Source organism: Bartonella sp. TT29SHDZB (assembly GCF_042193395.1).
Classification (GTDB): domain Bacteria; phylum Pseudomonadota; class Alphaproteobacteria; order Rhizobiales; family Rhizobiaceae; genus Bartonella.
Genome location: NZ_JBHILQ010000020.1, coordinates 1 through 25,171, shown reverse-complemented (window position 1 = coordinate 25,171; position 25,171 = coordinate 1). Strand labels below are relative to the sequence as shown.

Sequence of the window (25,171 nt, the reverse complement as noted above, 5' to 3'; positions counted from 1 at the left end):
TCTTCCCATGATCAACGTGACCAATCGTACCAATATTAACATGCGGTTTTGTTCGTTCAAACTTGCTCTTCGCCATTTGAGCTCTCCATTTTCCGTCCAAGCCAAGGACTAAGTTAAAAATTAATTACCAACCTGAAATTACGCGTATTTCTTTTGAATCTCCAAAGCAACAGCCGAAGGTACAGGCTCGTAATGATCAAACTGCATTGTATACTGCGCACGCCCCTGACTCATAGAGCGAAGAGTATTCACATAACCAAACATATTTGCCAAAGGAACCATTGCATTCACAACCGTTGCAATACCACGCGCTTCAGTTCCTGAAATCTGTCCCCGACGAGAATTGAGATCACCAATAACATCACCAACATAATCATCTGGCGTAACAACTTCCACCTTCATGATCGGCTCAAGAAGCTGTGCACCAGCCTTCTTTGCTCCATCACGAAAAGCTGCACGAGCAGCAATCTCAAAAGCCAAAACCGAAGAATCAACATCGTGATAGCCACCATCAATGAGAGTCGCCTTTACACCAAGCATAGGAAAGCCCGCAAGAGGACCTGACCCCATAACACTCTCAATTCCCTTCTGAACGCCGGGAATATATTCTTTAGGAACAGCCCCACCAACAATCTTTGACTCAAAAATAAAGTCATCACCATCATGAGGCTCAAAAACAATTTTCACGCGAGCAAATTGACCAGCACCACCCGATTGTTTCTTATGCGTATAATCAATTTCCGCCATTTTAGTAATTGACTCACGATAAGCAACCTGAGGCTGCCCAACATTTGCCTCAACTTTAAACTCACGCCGCATACGGTCAACAATAATATCAAGATGAAGCTCACCCATTCCAGCTATAATAGTCTGACCAGATTCCTCATCCGATTTAACACGAAATGAAGGATCCTCAGCTGCTAGACGGTTAAGAGCAATACCCATTTTTTCTTGATCTGCTTTTGTTTTCGGTTCAATTGCAATCTCAATAACAGGCTCCGGAAATTCCATCCTCTCCAAAACAACAGGCTTCAAAGGATCACAAAGAGTATCCCCCGTTGTCGTCTCTTTAAGTCCCGCAAGAGCAACAATATCACCAGCAAATGCTTCTTCAATATCTTCACGAGAATTAGAATGCATTTGAAGCATACGCCCCAAACGCTCCTTTTTCTTCTTCACAGTATTCTCAAGAGAAATACCCTTTTGAACTTTACCAGAATAAATACGACAGAAAGTCAGCGACCCCACAAAAGGATCATTCATAATTTTAAAAGCAAGCATAGACAGCGGAGCATCATCAGAAGATTCGCGCGTCGTCTCAGACTCAGTCTTTACATCAATACCCTTAATCGCAGGAATATCAATTGGAGAAGGAAGATAGGAAACAACAGCATCCAAAAGTGGCTGCACCCCCTTGTTTTTAAAAGCCGTACCACAAAGAACCGGATGAAACTGAACTTCTACTGTCCCCCTACGAATGAGAGAAACAAGCTGCTCGTTGGTTGGCATAACACCTTCTAAATAAGCCTCTGTCGCAGCCTCATCAACCTCCACAGCCATCTCAATCAATTTCTCGCGATATTCTTCAGCTTTCTCTTTTAAATCTGAGGGAATTTCACTTATCACCGCCGAGGCACCAATAGAACCATCCCACTTTAAAGCTCTCATTTCTACAAGATCAACAACACCTTCAAAGTCATTTTCAGCACCAATCGGCAACTGCAAAACAAGCGCTTTAGCACCCAACCGAGAACCAACCATTTCCACACTGCGATAGAAGTCAGCTCCTATTTTGTCCATCTTATTAACAAAAACCATACGAGGCACACGATATTTCTCGGCTTGCCGCCAAACAGTTTCCGTCTGAGGCTCCACACCAGCATTTGCATCCAACAAAGCTATTGCACCATCAAGAACACGCAAAGAGCGCTCAACTTCAATCGTAAAATCAACGTGCCCTGGCGTATCAATAATATTAAAGCGACGCTTCCGACCGTCCTGCCCTTCCCAAAACGTCGTTGTCGCAGCAGACGTAATCGTAATACCGCGCTCCTGCTCCTGCTCCATCCAATCCATTGTAGAAGCACCATCATGGGTCTCGCCAATTTTATGATTCTTACCGGTATAGAACAGAATACGCTCAGTCATCGTAGTCTTACCAGCATCAATATGCGCCATAATACCAAAATTACGATAATCTTCAATTTTATATTCGCGAGCCATTATATTTGCCTTAGTTTAAAACTTCTACCAGCGATAGTGAGAAAAAGCACGATTAGCTTCAGCCATACGATGAACATCTTCACGCTTTTTCACGGCAGAACCACGATTATTAGCAGCATCCATCAATTCACCAGATAAACGCTCAACCATCGTCGTTTCATTTCGACCACGCGCCGCCGCAATTAACCAACGAATAGCAAGAGCCTGACGACGATCAGGACGAACATCAATCGGAACTTGATAAGTAGCACCACCAACACGGCGTGAACGAACCTCAATATGAGGAGCAACATTCTCTAACGCCCGATGAAATAGAGCCACAGGATCTGTTTTTACTCTTTTTTCTACAGAATCAAGCGCACCATAAACAATACGCTCTGCAACTGATTTTTTACCATCAAACATAATGGCATTCATAAATTTCATAATAACCAAATCACCAAATTTGGGATCTGGATTAATCTCACGTTTTTCTGCTCTATGACGACGGGACATTGGCTTTGTCTCTCAATATTATTTTGGACGCTTTGCGCCATACTTTGAACGACGCTGTTTACGATTCTTGACACCCTGAGTATCAAGCAAACCACGAATAATGTGATAACGAACTCCTGGCAAATCTTTCACACGACCACCACGAATCATCACAACAGAGTGCTCTTGAAGATTATGTCCCTCTCCAGGAATATAACCAATCACCTCAAATCCATTCGTCAAGCGAATTTTAGCAACTTTACGAAGAGCAGAATTAGGTTTCTTCGGCGTTGTTGTATAAACACGCGTACAAACACCACGCTTCTGCGGATTCGACTGCAGAGCAGGAACCTTATTACGTTTAACTGGCACCACACGCGGCTTACGAATCAACTGATTTACGGTAGGCATGCAACCTTCCTCTTTTCGATCTATATTCTTCTCACCCAATCGGGCTTTTCTATTTTTATTTCCATCCACCCCAACAGAATCGGAACAGATATCTAAGTCTACACACAAAATCGGGCACACCTGCAAAAAACAGTTCACCCGACCATAAGCAGAGAAGGCAATAGCCTTTTGCACTAGGATTTGCTTTTAATCTTCTTAACACCTGTGAATAATCTTCCGGCTCATATCCAAAACACCTGATTACACCCACATCGGTTATGTCCATCTCTAATAGCGAGAACACGTACATTCGTCAAGAACTAAACAGCAGAAAGTTTTTTAAAATTAAAATAAATTAAATTTTAAAGCTTTAAATTTGCTTTTACCGCTACTCTTGATAAATCAATTTACCATAGTAATATCCCCTATAAATAAAAAAAGTAGCGATATGACTGTACTAAAACATAAATGCAGTAAATTGGATTGCATATTTTATATCTAATGATGAGCGCCATGAAAATAGCAACGTGGAATATTGCCGGAATAAAAGCACGACATGAAACATTATGTCAATGGCTGCAGCAAAGCCAGCCGGACATAGTCTGTTTACAGGAAATTAAAAGTATTGATGAAAATTTTCCACGCGATGCAATTGAAAATTTAGGTTACCATATAGAAACACACGGACAAAAAAGTTTTAATGGCGTTGCGATTCTCTCTAAAAAAACACCAGATGAAGTGATCCGTCGATTACCAGGCAATGATAATGATAAACAAACACGTTACATTGAAGCTGTTTATTCAACAAACAAAGGTGTTGTTCGTGTTGCATCTCTCTATTTGCCAAATGGCAATCCTATCGAGAGTGAAAAATATTCCTACAAGATAGAATGGATGGAAAGATTATATACACATGCAAAATCATTGCTTGCGTATGAAGAGCCTCTTATCCTAGCGGGTGATTATAATGTAATTCCCACCCCATTAGATGCAAAAAATCCTCAAGAATGGTATCAAAATGCTTTATTTCTTCAAAAAACAAGAAAAGCATTCCAACGTATTCTTCATTTAGGTCTTTACGATGCTATCCGGAATGTCACCGATACGCCCTCCTACAGTTTTTGGGATTTCCAAGCTGGGGCATGGCCTAAAAATAATGGGATTCGCATTGATCATTTATTATTATCACCAGAAGCTGTTGATCATCTTATTGGCGCTCATAGTCAGACAGACGTAAGGGGATATCAAAAACCATCTGACCACGTTCCTGTTTGGGTTCACCTTAATATCAATTAAAAAATATAGCCCTCATTTTATAAGATAACAAAAAAATTCCACTCAGAATAATAACTATGCTACAGCGTATTAAAGATTATATCTTAAACAACTACAATAAATAAATGGAGGACATAAATGAAGAAATCATTATTAATGCTTATTGCAGCAACGGCCATTGGATTCTCAAGTTTCGCGCATGCTGAACATGATACTCTTGAAAAAATAAAACGAACAGGGGAAATTACTTTAGGTGTCCGTGAATCATCTGGTTTAGCCTACGCCCTTGGTAATAATAAATATGTAGGTTTTCATACAGAAATGGCAGAACGGATCATTGGTGATATCTCAAAAAAAATTGGTAAACCAATTAAAATTCATTATCTTCCCATCACTTCTCAAAATAGAATTCCTCTCTTAAAAAATAATACTTATGATTTTGAGTGCGGCTCAACAACAAATGATATTGCCCGCAGTAAAGAAGCAGCATTTGCTTATACGACATATGTTGAAGAAGTTAGAATTGCTGTAAAGAAAAACTCTAACATTAAATCTCTTGACGATTTAAATGGAAAAACAGTTGCAACGACCACCGGTACAACATCTGTCCAACTTATTCGTAAAAACAAACGTGCAAAAAACATTAACTTTAAGGTCATCAAAGGAAAAGATCACGGAGATAGCTTCTTATTATTAGAATCTGGTCGTGCTGATGCATTTGTTATGGATGCCTCAATTCTTGCTGGACATATTGCAAAATCAAAAAATCCATCTGATTATGTCATTCTTGACACCGTACTTTCAGTTGAACCCATCGCCTGCATGCTCAGATTGCATGACAAAAAACTTGAACAAGCAATCAACGATAGTATCGTCCGTCAGATTAAAGACGAATCACTTGAAAAACTTTACAATAAGTGGTTTATGAAGCCGATTCCACCTGCTAATACTGTTATGAACCTTCCCTTATCAAAACAAACGAGATATGCTTGGGATCACCCAAACAATAAGCCTCGGGAAAGCTACACAGAAAAAGATTTATAGAATAAAGAAAGAAGAACCACACTCTTTAAAAATTGAGTGTGGTTTATATTTTAGTTCACTTTTTGATAAATTCCGCCTATGTAGATACGGTTGATTTATTGTCTTATTTGTGAATGACTAATTTGAGGGAATATCAATTAATGGACTTTTCTTTCCTTTGTAGAGATGACCTTACTCAAACACTGGTAGCAGGATGCTTGGGAACTCCTGGCGTGAATCATACCTATTTAGATACACTTCTCGATGGCTTAAAAAATACAATTATATTGTCCATCACTTCACTTATATTAGCTGTATTATGTGGTATTATTATAGGAACAATGCGCACTTTACCTAATACTTCCATAATCAATTGTGTATTTCGCACTATCGGTGCTATCTGGGTAGAGATTATGCGTAACATTCCCCTCCTTGTACAGGTATTTTTATGGTATTTTGTTGTTCCTAAGGTCTATCCACCAGCGATGAAATTTTCCCCTATTCTCTTAATAACATGCGCATTGGGATTCTTTACATCTGCGCGCATTGCTGAACAGGTTCGTTCAGGCATTGAAGCTATTCCTTCTGGACAACGCTATGCTGCTATGGCAATGGGATTTACAACTTATCAAAGTTATCTCTATATTATACTGCCGCGTGCTATGCGCACAATTATGCCCCCGCTTACTTCAGAAGCAATGGGCATTGTAAAAAATTCATCTATAGCATTCGCCGTTTCAATAAATGAGCTCATGCAATTTCAATACCAAACAATTGAAGAGGTAAGTCATGTTTATGAAAACTATTTGCTTGTTACGATTCTTTATATTCTTATAGCCTTATTCATATTTATTGTGATGACAGTTATTGAACAAATACTCAAAATTCCTAATTTTCAAACAAAGGAAAATTGAATATGATAAATTTCATAAGCTCTCAGTTTGGACACTATTTTCCTTTCAATTTTTCCGACTTTGATTTTTCCTTTTTCACTTTTGATGTATTTCGTTCTTACATTTTATCAGGTTTACTCTTCAGCGTTTTTCTAACTCTTTTTGCAACGGTATTAGGATTTATTTTCGGAACGCTTTTAGCAATCATGCGCCTTTCTTCCATAAAACTTCTTTCTTGGTTTGCAATCGTTTACATAACAGCTATGCGTTCAATACCACTTGTGATGGTTATCTTATGGTTTTTCGTGCTTCTGCCTTTTTTAACGGGAGCATCCATCGGTGCAAATAAATCAGCACTCATTACCTTTACCGCATTTGAAACTGCTTATTTTGCTGAAATTATGCGTGCTGGCATAAATTCAGTTCCACAAGGACAAAAATATGCGGGGCAAGCTCTTGGAATGACATATTGGCAAAGTATGTACATTGTCATTCTTCCTCAAGCCTTTAGAGATATGCTTCCAGTCTTTTTAACACAAGTCATCATCCTTTTTCAGGATACAACCCTTGTTTATGCCATCAGTGGTCATAGTCTTTTGAATGGTTTTGATATTGCTGCTAATAATTTTGGTGTAAAGCAAGAAGCTTACATCTTAGCAGCTATTTTCTATTTTGTTATCTGTTTTACACTGTCACAAATAGTTTTGTATTTACAAAAAAAAGTGTCCATTATTCGCTAACGGGGAAAAAAATGTCTACTCATATGATCGAAATAAAAAATGTTTCTAACTGGTATGGCGAAGTTAAAGTTCTTAAAAACTGTACAACCAACATTAATAAAGGAGAAGTTGTTGTCGTTTGTGGTCCATCAGGATCAGGGAAGTCAACACTCATTAAAACCATTAACGCTCTAGTCCCTTTTCAAAAAGGTGAAATTTGGATTAATGGAATACCAGTTCATTCAAAACAAACGAATCTGCCTAAATTGCGGAGTCAGGTGGGAATGGTATTTCAACACTTCGAACTTTTTCCACATTTATCTGTCACAGAAAATTTGACAATTGCACAAATTAAAGTCCTAAAGCGGAGCAAAAAAGAAGCACTTGAACGCGGTTTGTTGTATCTTGAACGCGTTGGACTCATTGAACATAAAGATAAGTATCCTGGTCAACTTTCCGGAGGGCAACAACAACGTGTTGCTATTGCACGTGCCTTAACCATGGATCCACTTGTTATGCTTTTTGATGAACCAACATCTGCTCTAGATCCTGAAATGGTAGGTGAAGTACTCGATGTCATGATTAGCTTAGCAGAAGAAGGGATGACAATGATTTGTGTAACACATGAAATGGGTTTTGCACAAAAAGTCTCGGAGCGTGTTATTTTCATAGATCAAGGAACAATTCTTGAAGACTGTTCGTCTAAAGAATTCTTTTCTGATCCGCAAGCGCGAACACCAAGAACACAAGAATTTTTGTCTAAAATCCTAAGTCATTAACCATTATATTATCACCAAAAACTATCTCTATTATGAAATTGGATATAAGAAGGAAGAGTTTAATATCAGATAGAAGAATGTAAAAAATATTACAATCAGAGATTTAAAAACTGTTATTTTTTAAAATATCAGAAACAAGTGAAATTACTGTACGTCTCTCAAATTCATTACAAAGAGTAAAAGGCGAATCCAGTTTCTATCTTTTACGTTAGCTTTTTTATAGGCTGCAGTTAACATTGCCATTCCGCAAATAATTTTTCCTTCTTGAAGAAACATATTTCCAAGCATTGTTTGAACAAAAGGATTTCCTTTTTTTTGAGAGTTGAAACTATCGTGGCTTGTATAGAATTTTTCTCCCTTCCCTCTCCCTTTAAAAATATTTTTCCTAAATGGTACTGAGCTTTAGGATTTCCATAGTTTACCGCAGCCTGCATATAAAGATGAGCAGCATAAGAAGGATCAGGTTTCACAGGTGATTGAGGAATACCTTTTTTATATATCCGGCAAGTTTAATCAATGCATCAGAAACATAACTTTCATCTTCTGAACCAAGATCTGTACCTTTTTCAAAGATATATGCAAAAAAATGATATGCCTTGTAATCATCTTTAGGAACACCATCACCCTTTGCATAGATGTAGCCAAGTTTCCAATTCGCACCGATATGGCCCCTCTTAGCAGCACAACGGAGTGCTGGAATAGCTTGATTGATATATCCATTTTATAAGCAGACATGCCACGTTTCAAAAAATAAAACGAACTATCATTGGCTTCTTGCAAGCTATTAACATCTACTGCATTAACAGTAGAAAAAAATCCCCCTCACGTCACAACAATCGTGGCTTTTTTCCATATCTGAAGCTTTTGATCATTTCCCCCTATCTCAATTTTAATTGTTATATCTGTTACAAATTTCTTTGTAGATATTTAAACTCTTCTTTTTAGTAAGAAAAATGAAAGATTTTAAAGTAAAAATTTAAAAAGAAAAAACAAATAGATAAAAACCATCCCAAATGTTCGATAAAATTAAGTATCCATTTTTATATATAACAAATTGATTTTTAAATATAAATCATCATTCTATATTTTGTAACACATCCTTTAACATTCTAGGATTTATCGACCTTAAAATTTTATACGTATGAGCAAAAATCATTCAATAAAATAACGTGCATTAAACAGCAACTTGAGAATGAAGAGAATACATGATGAATGATAAGCGTTTAAGTATAAAAAACAATACGAAAGATGGATAAATATAATGATGATAGTTAACTTATAACTTCACAACTACCTTACCACCTTAAAGATCAAGTTTTTTGTCTCCGCCAATCTATAAACAATACAGCTTTTTGTTTAACAGATTGCACCTGACATCATTTCACATGGGATTAGTTCATACTTTACACACAAGTTCTACCTTAGAATACTCACCACTACATACAAAAAAATACCACATGTGTAATTTACATACCTTCTATTGCTACTCTAAATGATGATATTTTATAGTAATAAAGCAAGAAATTGATTTATAATTATAATTTTCCTTTTTGCACTTTGAATGAGTCCCTCGAATATCGTAAGATTCTCTCATTCCAAATCTGTTCCATGTTAAATCACTCAAAACCATCCGCTTGCACATTACAAGTAGAGAGAGCTATGTGGATAAAAACTCTGTGTAAGAAAGAACTAAAAATGCCTCTTATGAACGGTCTGAACTAAGAGTTGTCCGGATTGGACAGAATGGTGCCGGCGCTTGTTACTTCACAAGCATAAAGAAAGGAAGCTCAATGGATTTACCGTTATACCATTCATGATCTACGTCGTGGAATAGGCTTGGATGCCTTAAAAGATGTCTCTTTAATGATAAACATAAAACAATGGATTTCAGTAGAGATTTTATGATCGTTCATGAAAAACTAACAAAAGAAAAGTTTCCTTTAAAGAAGATCTATACCAGCCCTACTGGTATGCAATTATCTATCAAAAAAAATAAAAAGTTGAAATCAATCTAACCGCTCTAAAGCAACAAATATTTTTTTCTGCGCTGCACGCAGTTCTACAACCCTGTTCCGCTCACGCTCAACAATTTCTGCTTTCGCATTTGCTATAAATTTGGGGTTGTTTAACTTAAGCGATATTTTTTCAATATCTTGTTCAATTTTACTGACATCCTTCCTCAAACGAACACGCTCAGCCTCCAAATCAATCAACTGTCCTAATGGTAAACAAAAAACAGCCTCTCCCAAAATCATTTGTGCTGATACTTCCGGAACTTTATCAGAGAAATCAATAACTTCAATACGCGCTAATTTTTTAAGAAGTGCATCATAACGCTTTACACGCTCTCGCGTTACTTCCCCTCCTTCAACAACAACAAGAGGTGCCTGTGTAGCCACTGGAATATTCATTTCAAAACGTACAGCCCTAATCCCTGTGACGACATCAATAAGCCAATTGATATCATCAGCAGCTTCTTCATCTATCAATGTTTCCTCTGGCCATTTTGTCAATGCGAGCATATCCTCACGCTTGACGGCTTGCGTTTCTGTAAGAGACCACAACTCTTCCGTCATATAAGGCATAAAAGGATGAAGAAGTTTATAAACTTCATCTAAAACCCAAGCAGTACAAGCTTGAGCCTCATTTTTAGCCTCTTCATTTTCCCCCTGAAAAATAGGTTTGAGAAGCTCCAAATACCAATCACAGAGTGTATTCCAAATGAAACGGTAAAGAATGGCAGCTGACTCATTAAATTTATAGTGTTCAATACCAGTCGTCACTGCTGAAATTGTTTTAGAGAGCTCCGTTAAAATCCAACGATTAAGCGCCAGTTTTGCTTGTTCTGGTTTAAAAGCTGGATCATGCTTCACACCATTCATCTGTGCAAATCGAGTAGCATTCCACAATTTCGTAGCAAAATTACGATAACCAGCAATACGGGAAACATCAAGTTTTACATCACGACCTTGTGCTGCCATAATAGCTAAAGTAAAACGAAGTGCATCAGCACTATACTGATCAATAAGCTCTAAGGGATCAATAATATTTCCCTTTGATTTTGACATCTTTGCACCCTTTTGATCCCGCACAAGAGCATGCACATAAACCGTTGGGAAAGGAACGTCACCCATAAAGTGAAGTCCCATCATCATCATACGAGCAACCCAGAAAAAAATAATATCAAATCCTGTCACAGATAAAGATGTTGGGTAAAAAGTAGATAATTCAGTCGTTTTATTTGGCCATCCTAATGTTGAAAAAGGCCAAAGAGCTGATGAAAACCAAGTATCTAAAACATCCGGATCACGGATTAATTCAACAACCTCACCATAATGAGCAAAAGCTGAATCTAAAGCCTCTTTTTCACTTTTTTCAACAAAAACCGTTCCATCAGGACCATACCAAGCAGGAATCTGATGTCCCCACCATAATTGGCGAGAAATGCACCAAGGTTGAATATTTTGCATCCAATTGAAATAAGTCTTTTTCCAGTTATCAGGAACGAACTGCGTTTTTCCTTGTTGAACAGCCTCTATCGCTGGCTTTGCTAATTCAGCAGCATGAACATACCATTGATCTGTCAAAAAAGGCTCAATAGGGACACCACTGCGATCTCCATGAGGAACCATATGGGTATGATCATCAACAGAAGCTAAATATCCCTGTTCTTCCATCAAAGAAACAATCTTCTGGCGAGCAACAAAACGATCAGATTTATCGAGGTCTTCTACTAACATTTTCAATTCATCTGATAAAATCAACCCATCGAAAAATTCTTCATTTTCACGAAGAAAAATCTCGGCTTTCTGAGTAAAAATATTGATCAAGCGTAAGTGATTACGCTGTCCTACTTCAAAGTCATTAAAGTCATGAGCTGGTGTGATTTTTACAGCACCACTTCCAGCTTCAGGATCAGCATGCGTATCACCAACAATTAATAACCTACGACCAACAAGCGGCAAAAGAGCATTTTTACCGATAAGATTTTTATAACGCTCATCTTCAGGATTAACAGCAATTCCTGTATCACCAAGCATTGTTTCTGGTCGTGTTGTCGCCACTGTTATAAAAGTTGTCGCATCATTTGGATCAAAAGTTTTACCCTCAAGTGGATATCTAAAGTGCCACAAATGTCCTTGAACTTCTTTTTGCTCAACTTCAAGATCTGAAATAGCTGTCAACAATTTAGGATCCCAATTGACGAGGCGCTTATCCCTATATATCAACCCTTGCCTATAAAGCGTGACAAAGACTTCACGAACAGCCTGCGACAACCCCTCATCCATTGTAAACCGCTCACGCGACCAATCACATGAAACCCCAAGGCGGCGCAACTGGTTTGCAATAACGCCTCCAGTTTCATAACGCCATTCCCAAATACGCTCAATAAACTTTTCTCTCCCCATTTCTTGACGCGTTGGCTCTTGGCGTTCTGCAAGTTGACGCTCCACTACCATTTGCGTAGCAATCCCAGCATGATCCATACCAGGCTGCCACAACACATTTCTTCCACGCATCCGCTGAAATCTAACTATTATATCTTGAATTGTCGTATTAAGCGCATGCCCCATATGAAGTGAGCCTGTAACATTAGGAGGTGGAAGCATAACACAAAAAGGTTCTGCACCACTTTTAGAACCCGCTCCCGCTTTAAAAGCCCCACGAGTCTCCCATCTCTTTGCAACCCGTTGCTCTATAGAGGAAGCATCATAGTTTTTTTCTAACATTCTATCCATCCATAACGGCCGCTAAAAAACACAATAAACACCATATATGATCAAAAACCGATCAGAATCTCGTGAATCTCAGCCTTTCACTCGAGAGCTCGCAAAATCGCAAACAAAATTCCCATAAAATGAAAAACATAAAAATAATGTAAAAAATAATTAAGATGCTTTTTTAATCGCCTTCACAATTTCTTCACGCAAAATATCTTCCAGCAAAATAGGCAATTTAGACTGCAACCATTCTGCTATAGCCGGACGCAACACATCCTTAGCAATCTTTTCTGCAGAAGAAATACAATATGCAGACAATTCCACATGACCATCCCTTCCAGCTTCTGATTGTGATTTCCTTATCTCATCTTCATATTCTTTTGCTTTATAAACAGAATTCCGTTCTTCAGAAGAAAGCTTCATCTTTTGCATATCCATACCAACTGTATTATTTTCTGCCTCTATATCCTCTTTCTCTTGCGTTATCTTCCCTCCTTGATTTTCAGAAGAAAGACCAATACGATCAGCTAAAGCTTTCATAGCATCATCAACCGATAAGGTTGTATCATAAATACCCTCGGATGCCACTTCTGAAGCATTCACTGCAACATCTTCATTTAAAAAGTGATCAGATTGAACCGCATTTTCTTCGATTATTTCACGAATAGATGTTAAAATTTCATCCATACTTGGCTCACGTAACACGCTTGAACTCTGTACCATACTTTACAACCTCTCAAAGACGCAACAACAAATAGAATCATATTTTCAGTGTATGCAAAAGAATTATAAGATCAACATGCCTCCCACGATATTTTCAAATATGCTTGTCATAAAGAGGGCGCTACACACAGTTTTCTACACTTTATAAAAATAACATCTCGCCGCAATATTTTTCAACATATTCAACTGTTGATTTACTAATCTTTTAAAAACTAAAATAATTTAAGATCAAAAAGCTACTTTTATGCATTATCGGATATATTGAGCTTTTTTTAACCCTAAATAACTTGCAGTCAATTTACCAATAGAAGATTGGACACTATAGCTTGCCACAACAGCATTACGCTCTGCCATTGCAAGCGCAATTTGAGCATTAATCAATTGAGTACGAGAATTTAAAACATCCAATGTCGTTGCCTGCCCTACACGATTCTCTTGCACACGACCTTTAAGAGCAATTTCAGCAGCACGAACGCTTTCACGGTAAGCAATAACAGATGCGCGTGCGCCCTCCAACTGAAACCAAGCAGAAGTAAGCGCTTGTCTCGTATTGCTATGCGCCAAATCGAGTTGAAGTTGTGCCTGTCCAAGCTGTTCCCTCGATTGGCGAATCTGCGCAGACGTACGTCCCCCTTCGAAGATTGGGACACTTACTGACAACCCTATTGATTTAGAAACGCCATCCTCTCCAGGACCACTGTAAATTCGATTATAAGACGCTGTCGCAGAAAAATCGACCTTAGGGAGCAATGCACCTTCTTTTGCCTTTACATTGTAACCACTCGCATCGACTAAATATTTAGCATAAAGGATTGCTGGATGCATAGAAACGCTCATTTGGTAAGCCATATCAAGGTTGGCAGGAAAATCTCTGGCTACGGGAGGGCTTTTTAACTTTTCAGGATCAGAACCAATAACTTGTCGATACACTGCCTCGGCTGCTTTTACATCAGCACGAGCAAGACTCAGTTCTGAAACTGCCACAGAACGCGCTGCTTGAGCTTGAGCAAGATCAACACGCCCTCCCTCACCCACATCAAATTTTGCTTTATCGGAACGAACTTGCTCTTCAAGAGCTGCCAAATTTTCTCTCCGAAGATCGGCAATACGACGTGCCTGATAGACATTAGCATAAGCCGTCACAGTTTCCAGAAAAGTATTTTGTTCAGCATTACGAAGATACTCACGTTGAGCCTGCAACTTAACTTGCGCTGAAGAAAAGATATTTTGCGTGATAAATCCGTCAAATAATCTTTGATTTAATCTCACGCCTATAGATCCAGAAGTGACATAAGGACCTGTAAAAGACTTATTACGCCCATAGCTGCCAACTCCTTCAACTTGCGGCAATAACCCTGATCGCGCAATGATAACATCTTCTCTGGATATACGCACAGCTGCACGTTCACTATTCAACTTAGCATTATATTTATAAGCCTTAGAAAAGGCATCCATCAATGTTTCAGCACAAACAGCCTCTGATAGTAAAACACTCAACACCAGCAATAAACACGCCTGAAACTTCTTGTTTATTCTAAACATAATACACACAATAACAAACCCCAAATAAATTACAAAATTATCTTTTATTCACAAAACAAACAAGCACTAAAACACAAAACTAGGTGTTTTGAAAAAACAAGGAAGAGGCTTTACAGCGAGGTTAAAAGCACGACGAGCTGAGATGATCCCATCTTCTTTTATATAGATTTGTGCAACAGCAGCATTTCCATGCCCTTCAACCACAACAAGACGTCCACAGTCTTTCATTTGATCAAAGATACCTTGAGGAATAAAATCAACAGATCCCTCAATAAAAATCACATCATAAGGTCCCTCAACGGCATATCCTTGCTCTAAAGGACCATGAACGACAACCACATTATCACATTGATTACGTTCTAAAGCGTCAAGAGCACGTTCAAAGAGAGATTTATCACTTTCCAGCGCAATCACAGACCCTGCAAGTTTTGCAAGCAACGCTGCACAATAACCACTATTTGCACCAATATCTAAAACAACATCTGATGATTTTACAGCGGCAAGCTGTAGTAATTTTGCTAAAGACGCAGGTTTCATCAAATAGCGTGCTGGAATCCCATCTTGCACTGGACATAGAACAATATCGGTATCAAGATAGCTTAACATTTTTATATCTTCCGATACAAAATCTTCACGAGATACCATTAAAAAGGCTTCAAGAACTGATAAATCCGTTACATCGACTGTACGAATTTGATTGTCAACCATTTTGCGACGAAGCTCAGCAAAATCTGCAACCATAACGAATATTTTCTCCTAACCTACAAAAAACAAACAAAACAGCGACAATAAGGGACGAAGATTTCTTAAACTATGGGTGTTACAAAAAAGGACGCTATAGTCAACAATTAGATTTTAACTATATAATCTCTCATACAAAAGTGTCTTCACAAGAATAAAGGGAAATAATCTATTTTCCTATACCTTATCTCCCCTAAAAGCCGTTTCGTTTAAAATCGGCTGGAGGCCTCGCCCGGAATCGAACCGGGATACAAGGATTTGCAGTCCTCTGCGTAACCATTCCGCCACGAGGCCTCGTCAACAAACATAAAGGTTTCAATAAGGGAAGGCAACGCATCCGTCAAGGTGTAGAAATCTTCTCTCGCCTTTTTTCCTCTTATTACACAATTTATCATATTTTTTTAAAAAAAGTAATTTTATCCTTTGCAAATCAGTATTGCTTTGCTATAGCCTTTTCAATTAAATGATTGGGCACCGTTCCCCGGTAGCTCAGCGGTAGAGCAACCGGCTGTTAACCGGTTGGTCGCTGGTTCGAATCCGGCCCGGGGAGCCATTTTTCTTTTATTCCACGTATTTTATTGTTTTTTCTAAAACTTTTAGACATGAAGGTTTTGTTAATAAAAGTAATGGAATAGGATTTTTGCAATAAAGTAGAAAAGTAATATCCTAGGGATGTATTTTTTTGCAATGAACGCAAAAAACAATTGATTCATTTTTAAATAGCACAAATAAGATTATTTTTTTCAAACTACCGCGCCTTTATAAGAGAGCACTGCAATTATTTGCACATTATAAATTGCGATTTCTTTTATCAGAGATAAATTATTAAGAATCCTGAGAAAGCCTTCAGAAGACATGACATTCTCGCTATTGTATTATGCAGTCACACGTTTTTTTTAAGAGATATCTCTTAAATCCCCCCAGCCTCTTTCACAATGGCTCCAATAAATGGTACAAAATACAATCCACTGATCAGCCCCATCTTTACGTACAATAAAGCCGTATACCATCATACTATTTTCCAGCTCTCAATGTTAGCAATACCCCTTTTGCCTTTAAAAGAATTTACAAGAATCATTTTATTTATTTCTTAAATGTTTATCCACACGAGAATCTCACTTGTAACGTGCAAGTGAATATTTTTGATTGATCAATATGAAAAGATTCGAAATGAAAAAATTTTACGATATAGTGAATTATTAAATATATAAAACAGTGAATTATTATTAGACATCAATTTTAAAAATTAAAAGTTATCATTAAAGATAAAACACATCCTTTATAAAAATAATTTTATATAAATAAAATCTACTTTTATTCCCATTAAAAAAAATGGGAATAAAGCAAATAAATAATTGCCTCTACAATAATGATTTTTTAATGATTTTTAAATAAATCCAAACAGTTATAAATTTTCATTTCTAAAAAATGAAAACCTCTGAAGGATCTTCTTACTTTGACAAGAGTACTTTATAGCTCTTTTCAATTGAGAATAAATCCACAAAAATAAAAAATCTCCATACATGATCTTTTTTCAAGACTTTATCTAAGCAGCCTTCTTAACTGATTTCCGAAAACGAAAAGTCTTTGCACGCTTTGCTGACGCTTTTGCTTTTTTATGCCTCTCATTTTGAGGTGAAGAATTCTTCCGCTGCAACTGTGCGGTATCATCTTTTCGACCTAAAAACTGTTTTTGACGTTTAGATTTTTTAAAACGGCGTTCCTTATCATTTTCTTTTTCTTTACTTTCTCGCACAATTGGCTTTTCTGGAAACGCTGCAAATTGTTCTGGAACAGCCTCAGCCACCAATTTCATACGAATCAAGCGCTCTATAGCACGCAAGCGGGACCTTTCTATCTTCTCATCAAAAAGCGTAAGTGCTACACCAGATGCGCCATTACGTCCTGTACGACCAATACGATGTACATAACTTTCAGCTTCATCTGGTAAGTCGTAATTAATAACGTGACTTATCCCTGGTATATCAATACCGCGTGCAGCAATATCTGTTGCAACAAGAATCTGTACCGATCTTTCACGAAAAGCTTTTAAAGCAGATTGGCGAGCACCTTGTGATTTATTCCCATGAATTGTTGCGACTAAATATCCTATCTTTGCTAAACTACGTGTGACAGCATCAGCCCCATGTTTCGTTCGAGTAAAAACAATAACCGAATCAAAAGCTGGATTTGTCAAAAGTTTACTTAAAACATTCTTTTTTTCATTCGTAGGAACACAATATAATTTTTGGCAAATCTCTACAGCCGTAGTACCTTGAGGAACAACTTCAATTTTAACCGGATCATTGAGTAAACATTTTGCAAGCGCAGCAATTTCCCTCGGCATTGTTGCAGAAAAAAGTGCTGTCTGACGCTCTTGATGCAAAAGCTTTGCAATTTGCTTAACATCATGAATAAACCCCATATCCAACATACGATCTGCTTCATCCAAAATCAAAAAACGAGATTGGGAAAGATCAACACACTTTTCACGAACAAGATCTCTCAAACGCCCTGGAGTCGCTATCAAAATATCTACACCTGCTTCCATACGTTTAATTTGTTTTAAACGTGATACGCCCCCAAAAATAAGACACGTCGAAAGATGTGCCCCTTTTGCCACAGTGCGAACTGCTTCATCAATCTGAACAGCAAGTTCACGCGTTGGAGCTAAAATCAAAGCGCGTGCAGTTTTAGGGCAGCGTTTATCACCCAAAGCCAAAATCTGACTTAAAATAGGCAAACTAAATGCCAAGGTTTTTCCAGAACCTGTCTGTGCAACACCTAAAATATCGTGTCCTTTCAACATTACTGGAATAGCTTGTTCTTGTATAGGTTTAGGTTTACTCATCCCAGCAATGAGTAAATTTTTAATCAAAAGAGTAGGCAAACCTAACTTTGTAAAAACATTTTCTTCTTTTATAGGCAAAATAAAATCTTTCCTTAGCTGAAGAACCCAAAAGAAGTAACCATCTGAACTCTCCACTCAAGAATCCGCGCAAGAGAAATCCCTGACATTTTAAATGAAGCAACGCCTAAAAAGCGGCTTGCGCAACTCATGAACACCTTGAAATCAAGATAAAGGCGTATAAACTTCACTTTACAAAAAGCCAACAAACCAGCCTAAATGCCTTCACCTCTATTATCTTTGGATTATGATAAAAAAGCAAGAACTTTACGAAATACATTTATCATGAATAAAAACAATATTTAGATCATTTATTTTTTAATGATTGTGTTCATCGGTAAATGTACCTTGATAAAATCAGGATAAATCTCGAGAAAAACTGGATTTTGTAAAGTTTTTTGACCGCCATAAATTAAATACCATTGTGTTTTATCAAAAATCGCCAAAGTTTTATATTGAATGATGCGATCTTTCATCTCAAGAACTGTTGGAATTAAAGCATACACAGTACCGTTATCAGTTTGTAAATACTCTATATTTTCTTTATCTAAATAATAAGCACCAGAAGGCAACCCCTCAAACTTCCTATGCAACTGTTGAAGAAAATCACTACGTAAAGCACTCTCTGTTGTATTCAATCGACGTGCCATCTCTTTATAAAGCCGCTCAGGCATATAACGAGAAATAGACGCAAAATCCCCATTTTTTATAGCATTATTGACATCAACAACGACACTTGAAAGTTCATCTTTTTGTACTATTGTTGGCTGAGATGCTAAACTCTGTTGATTAACAATCAAAAAGAAAAATAGACTCAGCACCGAATAAAAAATAGGTTTCATCATTATACTTCTTTTTTAGTAAAATTTCAGTTTTTTAAATAACAAAATCAAATAACGTTTGATCATCAGTAATATCACGGTAACGCCAACCTAACGTTTGAAATTTTTCCTCTAAAAGACAAAAATTACCGTATTTTTTTGTTTCAATCGCAACCAATACAGAACCAAAGTTTCTCGCTGATTTTTTAAGATATTCAAAACGCACAATATCATCATCTGGTGATAATGTAGAAAGAAAATGACGCAATGCACCAGGATGTTGCGGAAAACTAAAAATAAAATATTTTCTCAACCCTTGGAAACGTAAAGAACGCTCTTTAATTTCTGGCAAACGCTCAAAATCAAAATTACCTCCTGAAATAACGAGAAGAATTTTTTTCCCCTTTAACTCTTGAGGAGGAATACTGTTAAGCGCATCAATCGATAAAGCACCAGCCGGTTCAAGAACCACACCTTCAACATTAAGCATTTCAACCATCGTAGAACAAACGCGGTTTTCAGGAACCGTAATGACAGAATCAGGGGGAAATTGCTTTAAAATTGTATAGTTTAGTGCACCAATTTCAGCCACAGCAGCACCATCTACAAAAGTGTCAATGTTTTCAAGCTTGACGCGTTTTCCACTCTCCAAACAAGCAAGCAAACTTGCAGCTCTTTGCGGCTCAACAAAACGAAGCTTTGTTTTCCAACCATATTCATGTAAAAATTTGCTCACTCCACTTGCCAAACCACCACCCCCTACCGGCACAATCATTAAATCTGGCTCGCTTTCTCCATTGAGTTTTTTCCATTGTAAAGCAGCTTCACAAAGCACTGTTGCCTGCCCCGTAATAATGCGAATATCATCAAAAGGTGGAGCCATTACACCACCGCTCTCTACGACAAAGGATTGCGCAGCTTCATAACATTGATCAAATGTTTCACCAACCAAACGAATATCAATGAATTCTTTACCAAAAATACGTGTTTTTTCAATTTTTTGTTGTGGCGTTGTCATAGGCATAAAAATCACGCCTTTACGTTTAAAATAACGACAAACAAAAGAAACCCCTTGCGCGTGATTCCCCGCTGAAGCGCAAACAAATGCAGAATCTGGTGATATACAGCTAAGCATTTCTGAAACAAAATTGAAAGCACCACGAATCTTATAAGACCGCACCGGTGTTAAATCTTCACGCTTTAAATAAATTTCTGCATCATACTTTTGACTAAGAAAATCATTTCTTTGAAGTGGTGTTTCAGCAAACACGTGATGCAATCCCACCATAGCTTTTGTGACGTCTTGAATAAATTGATTCATAACACTAATCATTTCATACTTTATTTACATTATAAAAGCTTTTTCTATCGATAAAGGAAACTATTGTCAGTCAAAATTTCACTAAAAAATGAAAAATGTTTCTTTTGTCATTAATTCTTGATTCAATAAAAGATATAGCTTATGAGAGAACTCACATCGCGGACGTGATGAAAACGGTAAACATAGCAGACTTAAAATCTGCCGGTCGAAGACCTTGCGGGTTCAAGTCCCGCCGTCCGCACCAGATTATCTTAATCTCTCTTATTTTCCAATGATTTATTAAAAATCAAAAAAATTAAAATATCTTCTAAACCACCTTTCGCAACTTTATTATAACGCTATCAGACGGCACCGCGATGATGCTAAAATACGAATCATTGCTGCTTTTTGAGGTACCTTTTTAGCACTTTAACCTCCTCCTCCTCGTCTTTTAAGATGGAGAGGCAGTTAATCTTGATTTCCTCATCCTTGAGGATGAGGAAATGAGTCGTGTTTTTAACGTTAAGCAGCTTTCACAACAGGGCTTGGTAAAATTCGCTTAGCTTCTATTATAACAGATTTGTAATGCTTAAGCTCTTCTTCGAGGTCATTTGCATCTAACAAACGCCTTTTCATCAATCCTAAGATTTCTCCAACACCAGCAGCACCATTCACATTCTTAATTCACATTCTTAACCGGAGTAGGATAAGACGAAGAAACATAAGTGAGGTATAGAGATAGATCTAAGTTTAGTAGTAGCAGTTGTTATTTATTGTATTGCTAATTTGGGATTGGCTTATACTCTTCATGACTCTTGTAAAACGACGAAAAGCTCAAAAAAGAGATAGATGAAAAAAACAAAATTATAGATAAAGAAGCTGAAATAATACATGCACAAAAAGATGTGATTCAAAAACAAGAAGCGTCAATTCGAAAATCAACTGCTTCTAAAATTATTTTTCCTCGAATGGCAGTAAAAAATTTAGCCCAAAAGTAGTTTCAAGTACTTTCTCACAAACATTTTTTCAAGACAAGCAATCACAACACGCTCTGTCATAGCGCACATATAAATACGCAACAGCCTTTAATGGGGGAAGATGATCATCAATACACAAAGCATTCTCTACCTTGATCTAGGTACCAGGACAAGCTGGGCAATTTCTCGTGTAGACAGCAGTATAACAAGTGGCACTTGTCAATTTTTAATCTTATCGTTCTAAAGGCGATGGTATGCGCTATTTGTGTTTTCAGCAATGGCTTACAAAAATGAAGATAACAACAGATAAAGGCAAAGCTTCACAAGAAGAGATGATTAAGACGGTGAGTGCAAAAGAATACAATCCAAAAGATGACAACGAAGCAAATGCTTTAGCAATTTTATATTTAGTTAAAGAAGGGAATGCGCATGTCTAATGCAATGCCATGGATAAGATTCCTTTTGAATGACTGGAACAGTGAGACAGATGGAATGACATTGGAGCAAAGGGGCATTATATAACGCTTCTCGTTCGCATGTACGATAAAAAAGCACCAATTAAAGAAGATTTTGGAACCTTGCACGCACTTGCAATTGCTCGCAAAAAAGTTTGCAACTATTGTCGAATATCTTATGAAGAATGATAAACTTATTGAGCAAGATAAAGAATATAGATATATAAAACTAATACTATCGTATTAGCAAAAAAATTGGTTCTGAACATTTAGAAACTATCAATTTGATTGGAGAACCAACAGAGGTTGCTGCTGTTGAGATCACATCAGAGCAAATCAAAACGGGTGTAGAAAACCAACCTTCCATTCACGAGCAAAAGAACCTTCCGAAAAAAACTAAACGGGTTAGAAATGACTGTGGCTGTCGTATCCTAATGATTTCGAACCTGTTTATGATTTCGCAATCGAAGAGGGTTTGACTCCAGAGCGTGTCAAAGCCGAAATGGCAAAATTTCGAGATTTTTGGAAAGCTAGAACAGGCAAAGATGCACGCAAAACAGATTGAAAAGCAATGTGGCGCAACTGGGTGCAAAAAGCTATCGAAGATTTAGAGAAAGGAAAAAACTATGGAAATCACTCTCAAAGGCAAAAAAGCGTTGGTGAACACATCTCAGACAGCATCCTTGATATCAAATCTCGAGGTCACTTTAAAACACATTCACGAGATAATAGCTCTAGAGCTTCCTTTGGTTTTGAAGAGTGGCAAGCATTGACACAACGGCAAAAAACAATTGCCTTAGATGCTTGTGATCAACTTCATGAATTGTTTTCAGTAAAAGCGAGCAAAGAGGACATAGCCAAGGCAATTCGGATGCTTCCGTGTGATTTAAAAGTTTCGCAACAGGTAGATCATGAAGGTATAGCGCTTACCTATGGAATGATTTTGGAAAGTGTTTCTGCGTGGTCACTGATAAAAATGATTAAAGGGATTTTATGCGATGAGGTAGAAGGTTTATCGGATACGTTTTTTCCAAGCACTCGTGAGTTAGTAAGTCGTGACTTGGAAAATAGTCTTTTGACGAAAGCCAATCTTGTACACAAGGTTGTTTTGAACACCCGTGAAAAAAAGCTGAAAAAAGGCAATAAGAGAGAATTCAAGACCACTCGTGTTGGTTGAAAAGCAAGTGAAAAACACTGCAAATTAACAAACTAATGAAAAGTGCTGATCATTTTACGATTAGACATGCATTTAAATCGACAAAAAGGTACCGTACAAAGCGATTTAAAGATTTTATGATAAAAATCGCAATATAAAAACGCTCTGTACGGTCAAATTTAAGGTAATTTAACCTATTGGTAAAATTATGGACTAAAAACATGAAAATATTAAAAGACCTGTTCTTAAAAAAGCGTAAACAGCCAATGCAAAAAGAGTTTGTTGCAACAGCTGTTGGTTATGTTCCTTGGGGAGACGGAGCGGCAGAGTATTTTTACAACCTCTAAGAATAAGAATATGAAGACGTCACAAGAGAATGTGAAAAATTTGATGGTGGTCAGTATTACAAAACACCTAAGAATGCAGATTTTAGTACCAAAGCACAAGTGAAAGCATGGGTTTACGGTGGGAATATTCCGAAAAGCGTTCTCAATTACGAACCTCTCATAGATGAGATCAATAAAGAGATCAAAAAATTATCGAAAACCACAGGAAATAAATATGTTGACAGATAAACAGCTAAGAGACTTGTTTGGCATTATAATTTTTATATTTTTATGTTTTTTAGGAATTAAAAAAAATCTTGACTTTATTCAAAGTATTTTGACATTTGCGTCTGTTTCTTTGGTAATAGTCACAGCGGTTTTTGCAATTTTATGCAATTCCAAGATTCCTTCTGAATTGCAGAGCAACCCAAAATACAAACGCGGAAATACAACAGGTTGGAAGACATTAACACGTGATTTACAACAGTATATGCACAAACTCTTAAAGCTAATAAGTTTAGCGCTTGTCGTTTTAATTTTCCCAAGTAGTTATAAGGAAACAGTTTCTTTTCCTGTTATTTCTAAGTACGTGGAGTATAAGCTTTCTTTTTCATTAGATACTCTTTGGTACTCAGATATTGCTCTTTTGTATTCCTTTTTAGTTTGTACATTTTTTCTTATGTTACGCACACGCAGTTTAATAAATATATCTATTTACACACTACAGTGCTCAATTAAAAAGCCATAGTAAAATTCCTGGTTTTATAAAACTGTTTAGATTAAATAGCGTTGTCTCTTCTCACCGTTCATAGATGAAATCAACAAGGAGATAAAAAACTATCGTGGGCTGCTTGATTTTAAAGAATATGACCTCTAGTTGTAAAGAAGGATGGGGTAAGTCTTTCTAAAGATGCCCTACTTGCTCTAAAGGTGAAATATGTGGGATTGGGCTGTTATGCCGAGCTTGCCACAAATCATGCTTTTGTTGCAATTTAAGCCAGAATTCCGCATCATTTAAACCCGCTTTTTCTAACCGTAAAGCTAAGTTAATACTAATCGCCGCATGGCAGTTTAAGACGCGGGATAAAGTTAAACGTGCAACGCCAAGACGATTTGCAGCTTCTGTTACTGTTAACCCTAATTCATCAAGCAATTCTTCTTTCAAAATGCCGCCAGGGTGTGGAGGATTGTACATCATAATAACACCTCAAAACTCAATGGTAATCTTGATAATCAACCAGTTCAACGTCTGTCCCAATGAAACGAAAAGTAACACGCCAATTTCCATTGACACGCATTGACCAGTAACCTTTTAAATCGCCCGTAAGCGCATGTAGACGATACGATTTAAGAGTAACTTGTTCAGGCGCGGATATTGTATCTAAAATTACTAAAATGTTTGCTAATTTTTTAGCATGCGCGGGTTGTATGCCTTTGCAGACTCCTCTTTCAAAGAATAATTTCAACCCTTTATGCTTAAAACTAACGATTGCCATATATACCCTCTTGATACTTGATACTATACACCATGCATTTATGTCAATTGATTATTGATCAAAGAGCATATTAAACATAATTTTATATGTTAAAAAACAACAATACCGTTTTGAAATAATTGAATAAATATGCAAATTATGCTAAGATTTTCTATGTATTAAAGTACAAGTTTAAGGTAAGAAAAAACATGCTAAATAAAGTGACATTAATCGGGCGTTTAGGTGCTGA

The 25,171-nt window shown here is 37.2% G+C and carries 20 protein-coding genes, 3 tRNA genes and 4 pseudogenes; 11 read left to right on the top strand and 16 right to left on the bottom strand.

Features of this window, described 5'->3' with window-relative positions:
- The 4 genes and pseudogenes from ACFIJJ_RS08010 to rpsL all read right to left on the bottom strand — a co-directional run.
- A pseudogene (locus ACFIJJ_RS08010) lies at positions 1-76 on the bottom strand (elongation factor Tu); the annotation flags it as partial.
- A gap of 62 nt (positions 77-138) precedes the next feature.
- Positions 139-2,223, bottom strand: coding sequence for an elongation factor G (gene fusA, locus ACFIJJ_RS08005; RefSeq protein ID WP_375646566.1), 2,085 nt, complete (start codon positions 2,221-2,223; stop codon positions 139-141).
- A gap of 24 nt (positions 2,224-2,247) precedes the next feature.
- Complete coding sequence (rpsG, locus tag ACFIJJ_RS08000) at positions 2,248-2,718, bottom strand: 30S ribosomal protein S7 (RefSeq protein ID WP_273791452.1); 471 nt, start codon at positions 2,716-2,718, stop codon at positions 2,248-2,250.
- Between the two features lie 18 nt (positions 2,719-2,736).
- The gene (gene rpsL, locus ACFIJJ_RS07995; protein WP_006589495.1) at positions 2,737-3,108 is read right to left on the bottom strand and encodes a 30S ribosomal protein S12; all 372 of its coding nucleotides are present in this window, start codon (positions 3,106-3,108) and stop codon (positions 2,737-2,739) included.
- A 492-nt stretch (positions 3,109-3,600) separates the two neighbouring features.
- Between rpsL and xth the strand changes: the two genes are divergently transcribed.
- From xth to ACFIJJ_RS07970, 5 genes are all read left to right on the top strand, one after another.
- On the top strand, positions 3,601-4,383 hold the full coding sequence (gene xth, locus ACFIJJ_RS07990; RefSeq protein ID WP_375646565.1) for an exodeoxyribonuclease III: 783 nt from the start codon (positions 3,601-3,603) through the stop codon (positions 4,381-4,383).
- Between the two features lie 117 nt (positions 4,384-4,500).
- Positions 4,501-5,406: a transporter substrate-binding domain-containing protein gene (locus tag ACFIJJ_RS07985; RefSeq protein ID WP_375623955.1), complete on the top strand. Its 906-nt coding sequence runs from the start codon at positions 4,501-4,503 to the stop codon at positions 5,404-5,406.
- A gap of 140 nt (positions 5,407-5,546) precedes the next feature.
- Positions 5,547-6,299, top strand: a complete 753-nt coding sequence (locus ACFIJJ_RS07980; RefSeq protein ID WP_375623957.1) for an amino acid ABC transporter permease — start codon at positions 5,547-5,549, stop codon at positions 6,297-6,299.
- Positions 6,300-6,301: 2 nt separating this feature from the next.
- Positions 6,302-7,018, top strand: a complete 717-nt coding sequence (locus ACFIJJ_RS07975) for an amino acid ABC transporter permease (protein ID WP_375623959.1) — start codon at positions 6,302-6,304, stop codon at positions 7,016-7,018.
- 11 nt (positions 7,019-7,029) lie between these two features.
- Positions 7,030-7,776 (top strand): amino acid ABC transporter ATP-binding protein, encoded by a 747-nt coding sequence (locus ACFIJJ_RS07970; protein ID WP_273724174.1) that lies wholly within the window; start codon positions 7,030-7,032, stop codon positions 7,774-7,776.
- Positions 7,777-7,879: 103 nt separating this feature from the next.
- Here ACFIJJ_RS07970 and ACFIJJ_RS07965 read toward each other — a convergent pair.
- The 6 genes and pseudogenes from ACFIJJ_RS07965 to ACFIJJ_RS07940 form a co-directional block, all read right to left on the bottom strand.
- A pseudogene (locus ACFIJJ_RS07965) lies at positions 7,880-8,658 on the bottom strand (tetratricopeptide repeat protein).
- Positions 8,659-9,782: 1,124 nt separating this feature from the next.
- Positions 9,783-12,506, bottom strand: a complete 2,724-nt coding sequence (locus ACFIJJ_RS07960) for a valine--tRNA ligase (protein ID WP_375646563.1) — start codon at positions 12,504-12,506, stop codon at positions 9,783-9,785.
- 159 nt (positions 12,507-12,665) lie between these two features.
- A complete protein-coding gene (locus ACFIJJ_RS07955; RefSeq protein ID WP_375623964.1) occupies positions 12,666-13,220 on the bottom strand; it encodes a DUF2497 domain-containing protein in 555 nt (184 codons plus the stop codon).
- Positions 13,221-13,469: 249 nt separating this feature from the next.
- Positions 13,470-14,762, bottom strand: a complete 1,293-nt coding sequence (locus tag ACFIJJ_RS07950; RefSeq protein ID WP_375646562.1) for a TolC family outer membrane protein — start codon at positions 14,760-14,762, stop codon at positions 13,470-13,472.
- Between the two features lie 66 nt (positions 14,763-14,828).
- Positions 14,829-15,503, bottom strand: coding sequence for a protein-L-isoaspartate O-methyltransferase (locus ACFIJJ_RS07945; RefSeq protein ID WP_375646560.1), 675 nt, complete (start codon positions 15,501-15,503; stop codon positions 14,829-14,831).
- Between the two features lie 220 nt (positions 15,504-15,723).
- Positions 15,724-15,797: transfer RNA gene (locus ACFIJJ_RS07940), tRNA-Cys, on the bottom strand.
- 184 nt (positions 15,798-15,981) lie between these two features.
- Here ACFIJJ_RS07940 and ACFIJJ_RS07935 point away from each other — a divergent pair.
- A tRNA-Asn gene (locus ACFIJJ_RS07935) sits at positions 15,982-16,056 on the top strand.
- A 993-nt stretch (positions 16,057-17,049) separates the two neighbouring features.
- Here the strand turns inward: ACFIJJ_RS07935 and ACFIJJ_RS07930 are convergent.
- From ACFIJJ_RS07930 to ilvA, 3 genes are all read right to left on the bottom strand, one after another.
- Positions 17,050-18,432, bottom strand: coding sequence for a DEAD/DEAH box helicase (locus ACFIJJ_RS07930; protein WP_375646559.1), 1,383 nt, complete (start codon positions 18,430-18,432; stop codon positions 17,050-17,052).
- Between the two features lie 290 nt (positions 18,433-18,722).
- Complete coding sequence (locus ACFIJJ_RS07925; protein WP_375623981.1) at positions 18,723-19,253, bottom strand: hypothetical protein; 531 nt, start codon at positions 19,251-19,253, stop codon at positions 18,723-18,725.
- 34 nt (positions 19,254-19,287) lie between these two features.
- Positions 19,288-20,565, bottom strand: coding sequence for a threonine ammonia-lyase IlvA (ilvA, locus tag ACFIJJ_RS07920; RefSeq protein ID WP_375623970.1), 1,278 nt, complete (start codon positions 20,563-20,565; stop codon positions 19,288-19,290).
- Positions 20,566-20,711: 146 nt separating this feature from the next.
- Between ilvA and ACFIJJ_RS07915 the strand changes: the two genes are divergently transcribed.
- Positions 20,712-20,797 (top strand) — tRNA-Leu (locus tag ACFIJJ_RS07915).
- Between the two features lie 257 nt (positions 20,798-21,054).
- Here the strand turns inward: ACFIJJ_RS07915 and ACFIJJ_RS07910 are convergent.
- Positions 21,055-21,207, bottom strand: coding sequence for a hypothetical protein (locus ACFIJJ_RS07910; protein WP_375646558.1), 153 nt, complete (start codon positions 21,205-21,207; stop codon positions 21,055-21,057).
- A 423-nt stretch (positions 21,208-21,630) separates the two neighbouring features.
- On the opposite strand from ACFIJJ_RS07910, the pseudogene ACFIJJ_RS07905 reads away from it, so the two are divergent.
- The 4 genes and pseudogenes from ACFIJJ_RS07905 (at position 21,631) to ACFIJJ_RS07890 (ending at position 24,194) form a co-directional block, all read left to right on the top strand.
- Positions 21,631-21,946 (top strand): annotated as a pseudogene (locus tag ACFIJJ_RS07905) (hypothetical protein).
- 604 nt (positions 21,947-22,550) lie between these two features.
- Complete coding sequence (locus ACFIJJ_RS07900; RefSeq protein WP_375623974.1) at positions 22,551-23,141, top strand: hypothetical protein; 591 nt, start codon at positions 22,551-22,553, stop codon at positions 23,139-23,141.
- A gap of 200 nt (positions 23,142-23,341) precedes the next feature.
- Positions 23,342-23,695: pseudogene (locus ACFIJJ_RS07895) on the top strand (hypothetical protein).
- Complete coding sequence (locus ACFIJJ_RS07890) at positions 23,682-24,194, top strand: hypothetical protein (RefSeq protein ID WP_375646556.1); 513 nt, start codon at positions 23,682-23,684, stop codon at positions 24,192-24,194. The pseudogene ACFIJJ_RS07895 and the gene ACFIJJ_RS07890 overlap by 14 nt, the downstream one beginning before the upstream one ends.
- Before the next feature lie 156 nt (positions 24,195-24,350).
- Here ACFIJJ_RS07890 and ACFIJJ_RS07885 read toward each other — a convergent pair whose 3' ends face one another.
- Together ACFIJJ_RS07885 and ACFIJJ_RS07880 are read right to left on the bottom strand one after the other, a co-directional pair.
- Positions 24,351-24,644, bottom strand: coding sequence for a HigA family addiction module antitoxin (locus ACFIJJ_RS07885; protein WP_004856691.1), 294 nt, complete (start codon positions 24,642-24,644; stop codon positions 24,351-24,353).
- Between the two features lie 16 nt (positions 24,645-24,660).
- Positions 24,661-24,942 (bottom strand): type II toxin-antitoxin system RelE/ParE family toxin, encoded by a 282-nt coding sequence (locus ACFIJJ_RS07880; protein WP_252619286.1) that lies wholly within the window; start codon positions 24,940-24,942, stop codon positions 24,661-24,663.
- Positions 24,943-25,171 lie beyond the last annotated feature (229 nt).

What these genes read in the sequence shown, in the direction of transcription:
- ACFIJJ_RS07880 (WP_252619286.1), bottom strand. Translation starts at nt 24,942, where the DNA reads ATGGCAATCGTTAGTTTTAAGCATAAAGGGTTGAAATTATTCTTTGAA.
- ACFIJJ_RS07955 (WP_375623964.1), bottom strand. Translation starts at nt 13,220, where the DNA reads ATGGTACAGAGTTCAAGCGTGTTACGTGAGCCAAGTATGGATGAAATT.
- ACFIJJ_RS07970 (WP_273724174.1), top strand. Translation starts at nt 7,030, where the DNA reads ATGTCTACTCATATGATCGAAATAAAAAATGTTTCTAACTGGTATGGC.
- ACFIJJ_RS07975 (WP_375623959.1), top strand. Translation starts at nt 6,302, where the DNA reads ATGATAAATTTCATAAGCTCTCAGTTTGGACACTATTTTCCTTTCAAT.
- rpsL (WP_006589495.1), bottom strand. Translation starts at nt 3,108, where the DNA reads ATGCCTACCGTAAATCAGTTGATTCGTAAGCCGCGTGTGGTGCCAGTT.
- ACFIJJ_RS07890 (WP_375646556.1), top strand. Translation starts at nt 23,682, where the DNA reads ATGTTGACAGATAAACAGCTAAGAGACTTGTTTGGCATTATAATTTTT.
- ACFIJJ_RS07945 (WP_375646560.1), bottom strand. Translation starts at nt 15,503, where the DNA reads ATGGTTGCAGATTTTGCTGAGCTTCGTCGCAAAATGGTTGACAATCAA.
- ACFIJJ_RS07950 (WP_375646562.1), bottom strand. Translation starts at nt 14,762, where the DNA reads ATGTTTAGAATAAACAAGAAGTTTCAGGCGTGTTTATTGCTGGTGTTG.
- ilvA (WP_375623970.1), bottom strand. Translation starts at nt 20,565, where the DNA reads ATGATTAGTGTTATGAATCAATTTATTCAAGACGTCACAAAAGCTATG.
- rpsG (WP_273791452.1), bottom strand. Translation starts at nt 2,718, where the DNA reads ATGTCCCGTCGTCATAGAGCAGAAAAACGTGAGATTAATCCAGATCCC.
- ACFIJJ_RS07985 (WP_375623955.1), top strand. Translation starts at nt 4,501, where the DNA reads ATGAAGAAATCATTATTAATGCTTATTGCAGCAACGGCCATTGGATTC.
- ACFIJJ_RS07960 (WP_375646563.1), bottom strand. Translation starts at nt 12,506, where the DNA reads ATGTTAGAAAAAAACTATGATGCTTCCTCTATAGAGCAACGGGTTGCA.
- xth (WP_375646565.1), top strand. Translation starts at nt 3,601, where the DNA reads ATGAAAATAGCAACGTGGAATATTGCCGGAATAAAAGCACGACATGAA.
- ACFIJJ_RS07980 (WP_375623957.1), top strand. Translation starts at nt 5,547, where the DNA reads ATGGACTTTTCTTTCCTTTGTAGAGATGACCTTACTCAAACACTGGTA.
- ACFIJJ_RS07925 (WP_375623981.1), bottom strand. Translation starts at nt 19,253, where the DNA reads ATGAAACCTATTTTTTATTCGGTGCTGAGTCTATTTTTCTTTTTGATT.
- fusA (WP_375646566.1), bottom strand. Translation starts at nt 2,223, where the DNA reads ATGGCTCGCGAATATAAAATTGAAGATTATCGTAATTTTGGTATTATG.
- ACFIJJ_RS07885 (WP_004856691.1), bottom strand. Translation starts at nt 24,644, where the DNA reads ATGATGTACAATCCTCCACACCCTGGCGGCATTTTGAAAGAAGAATTG.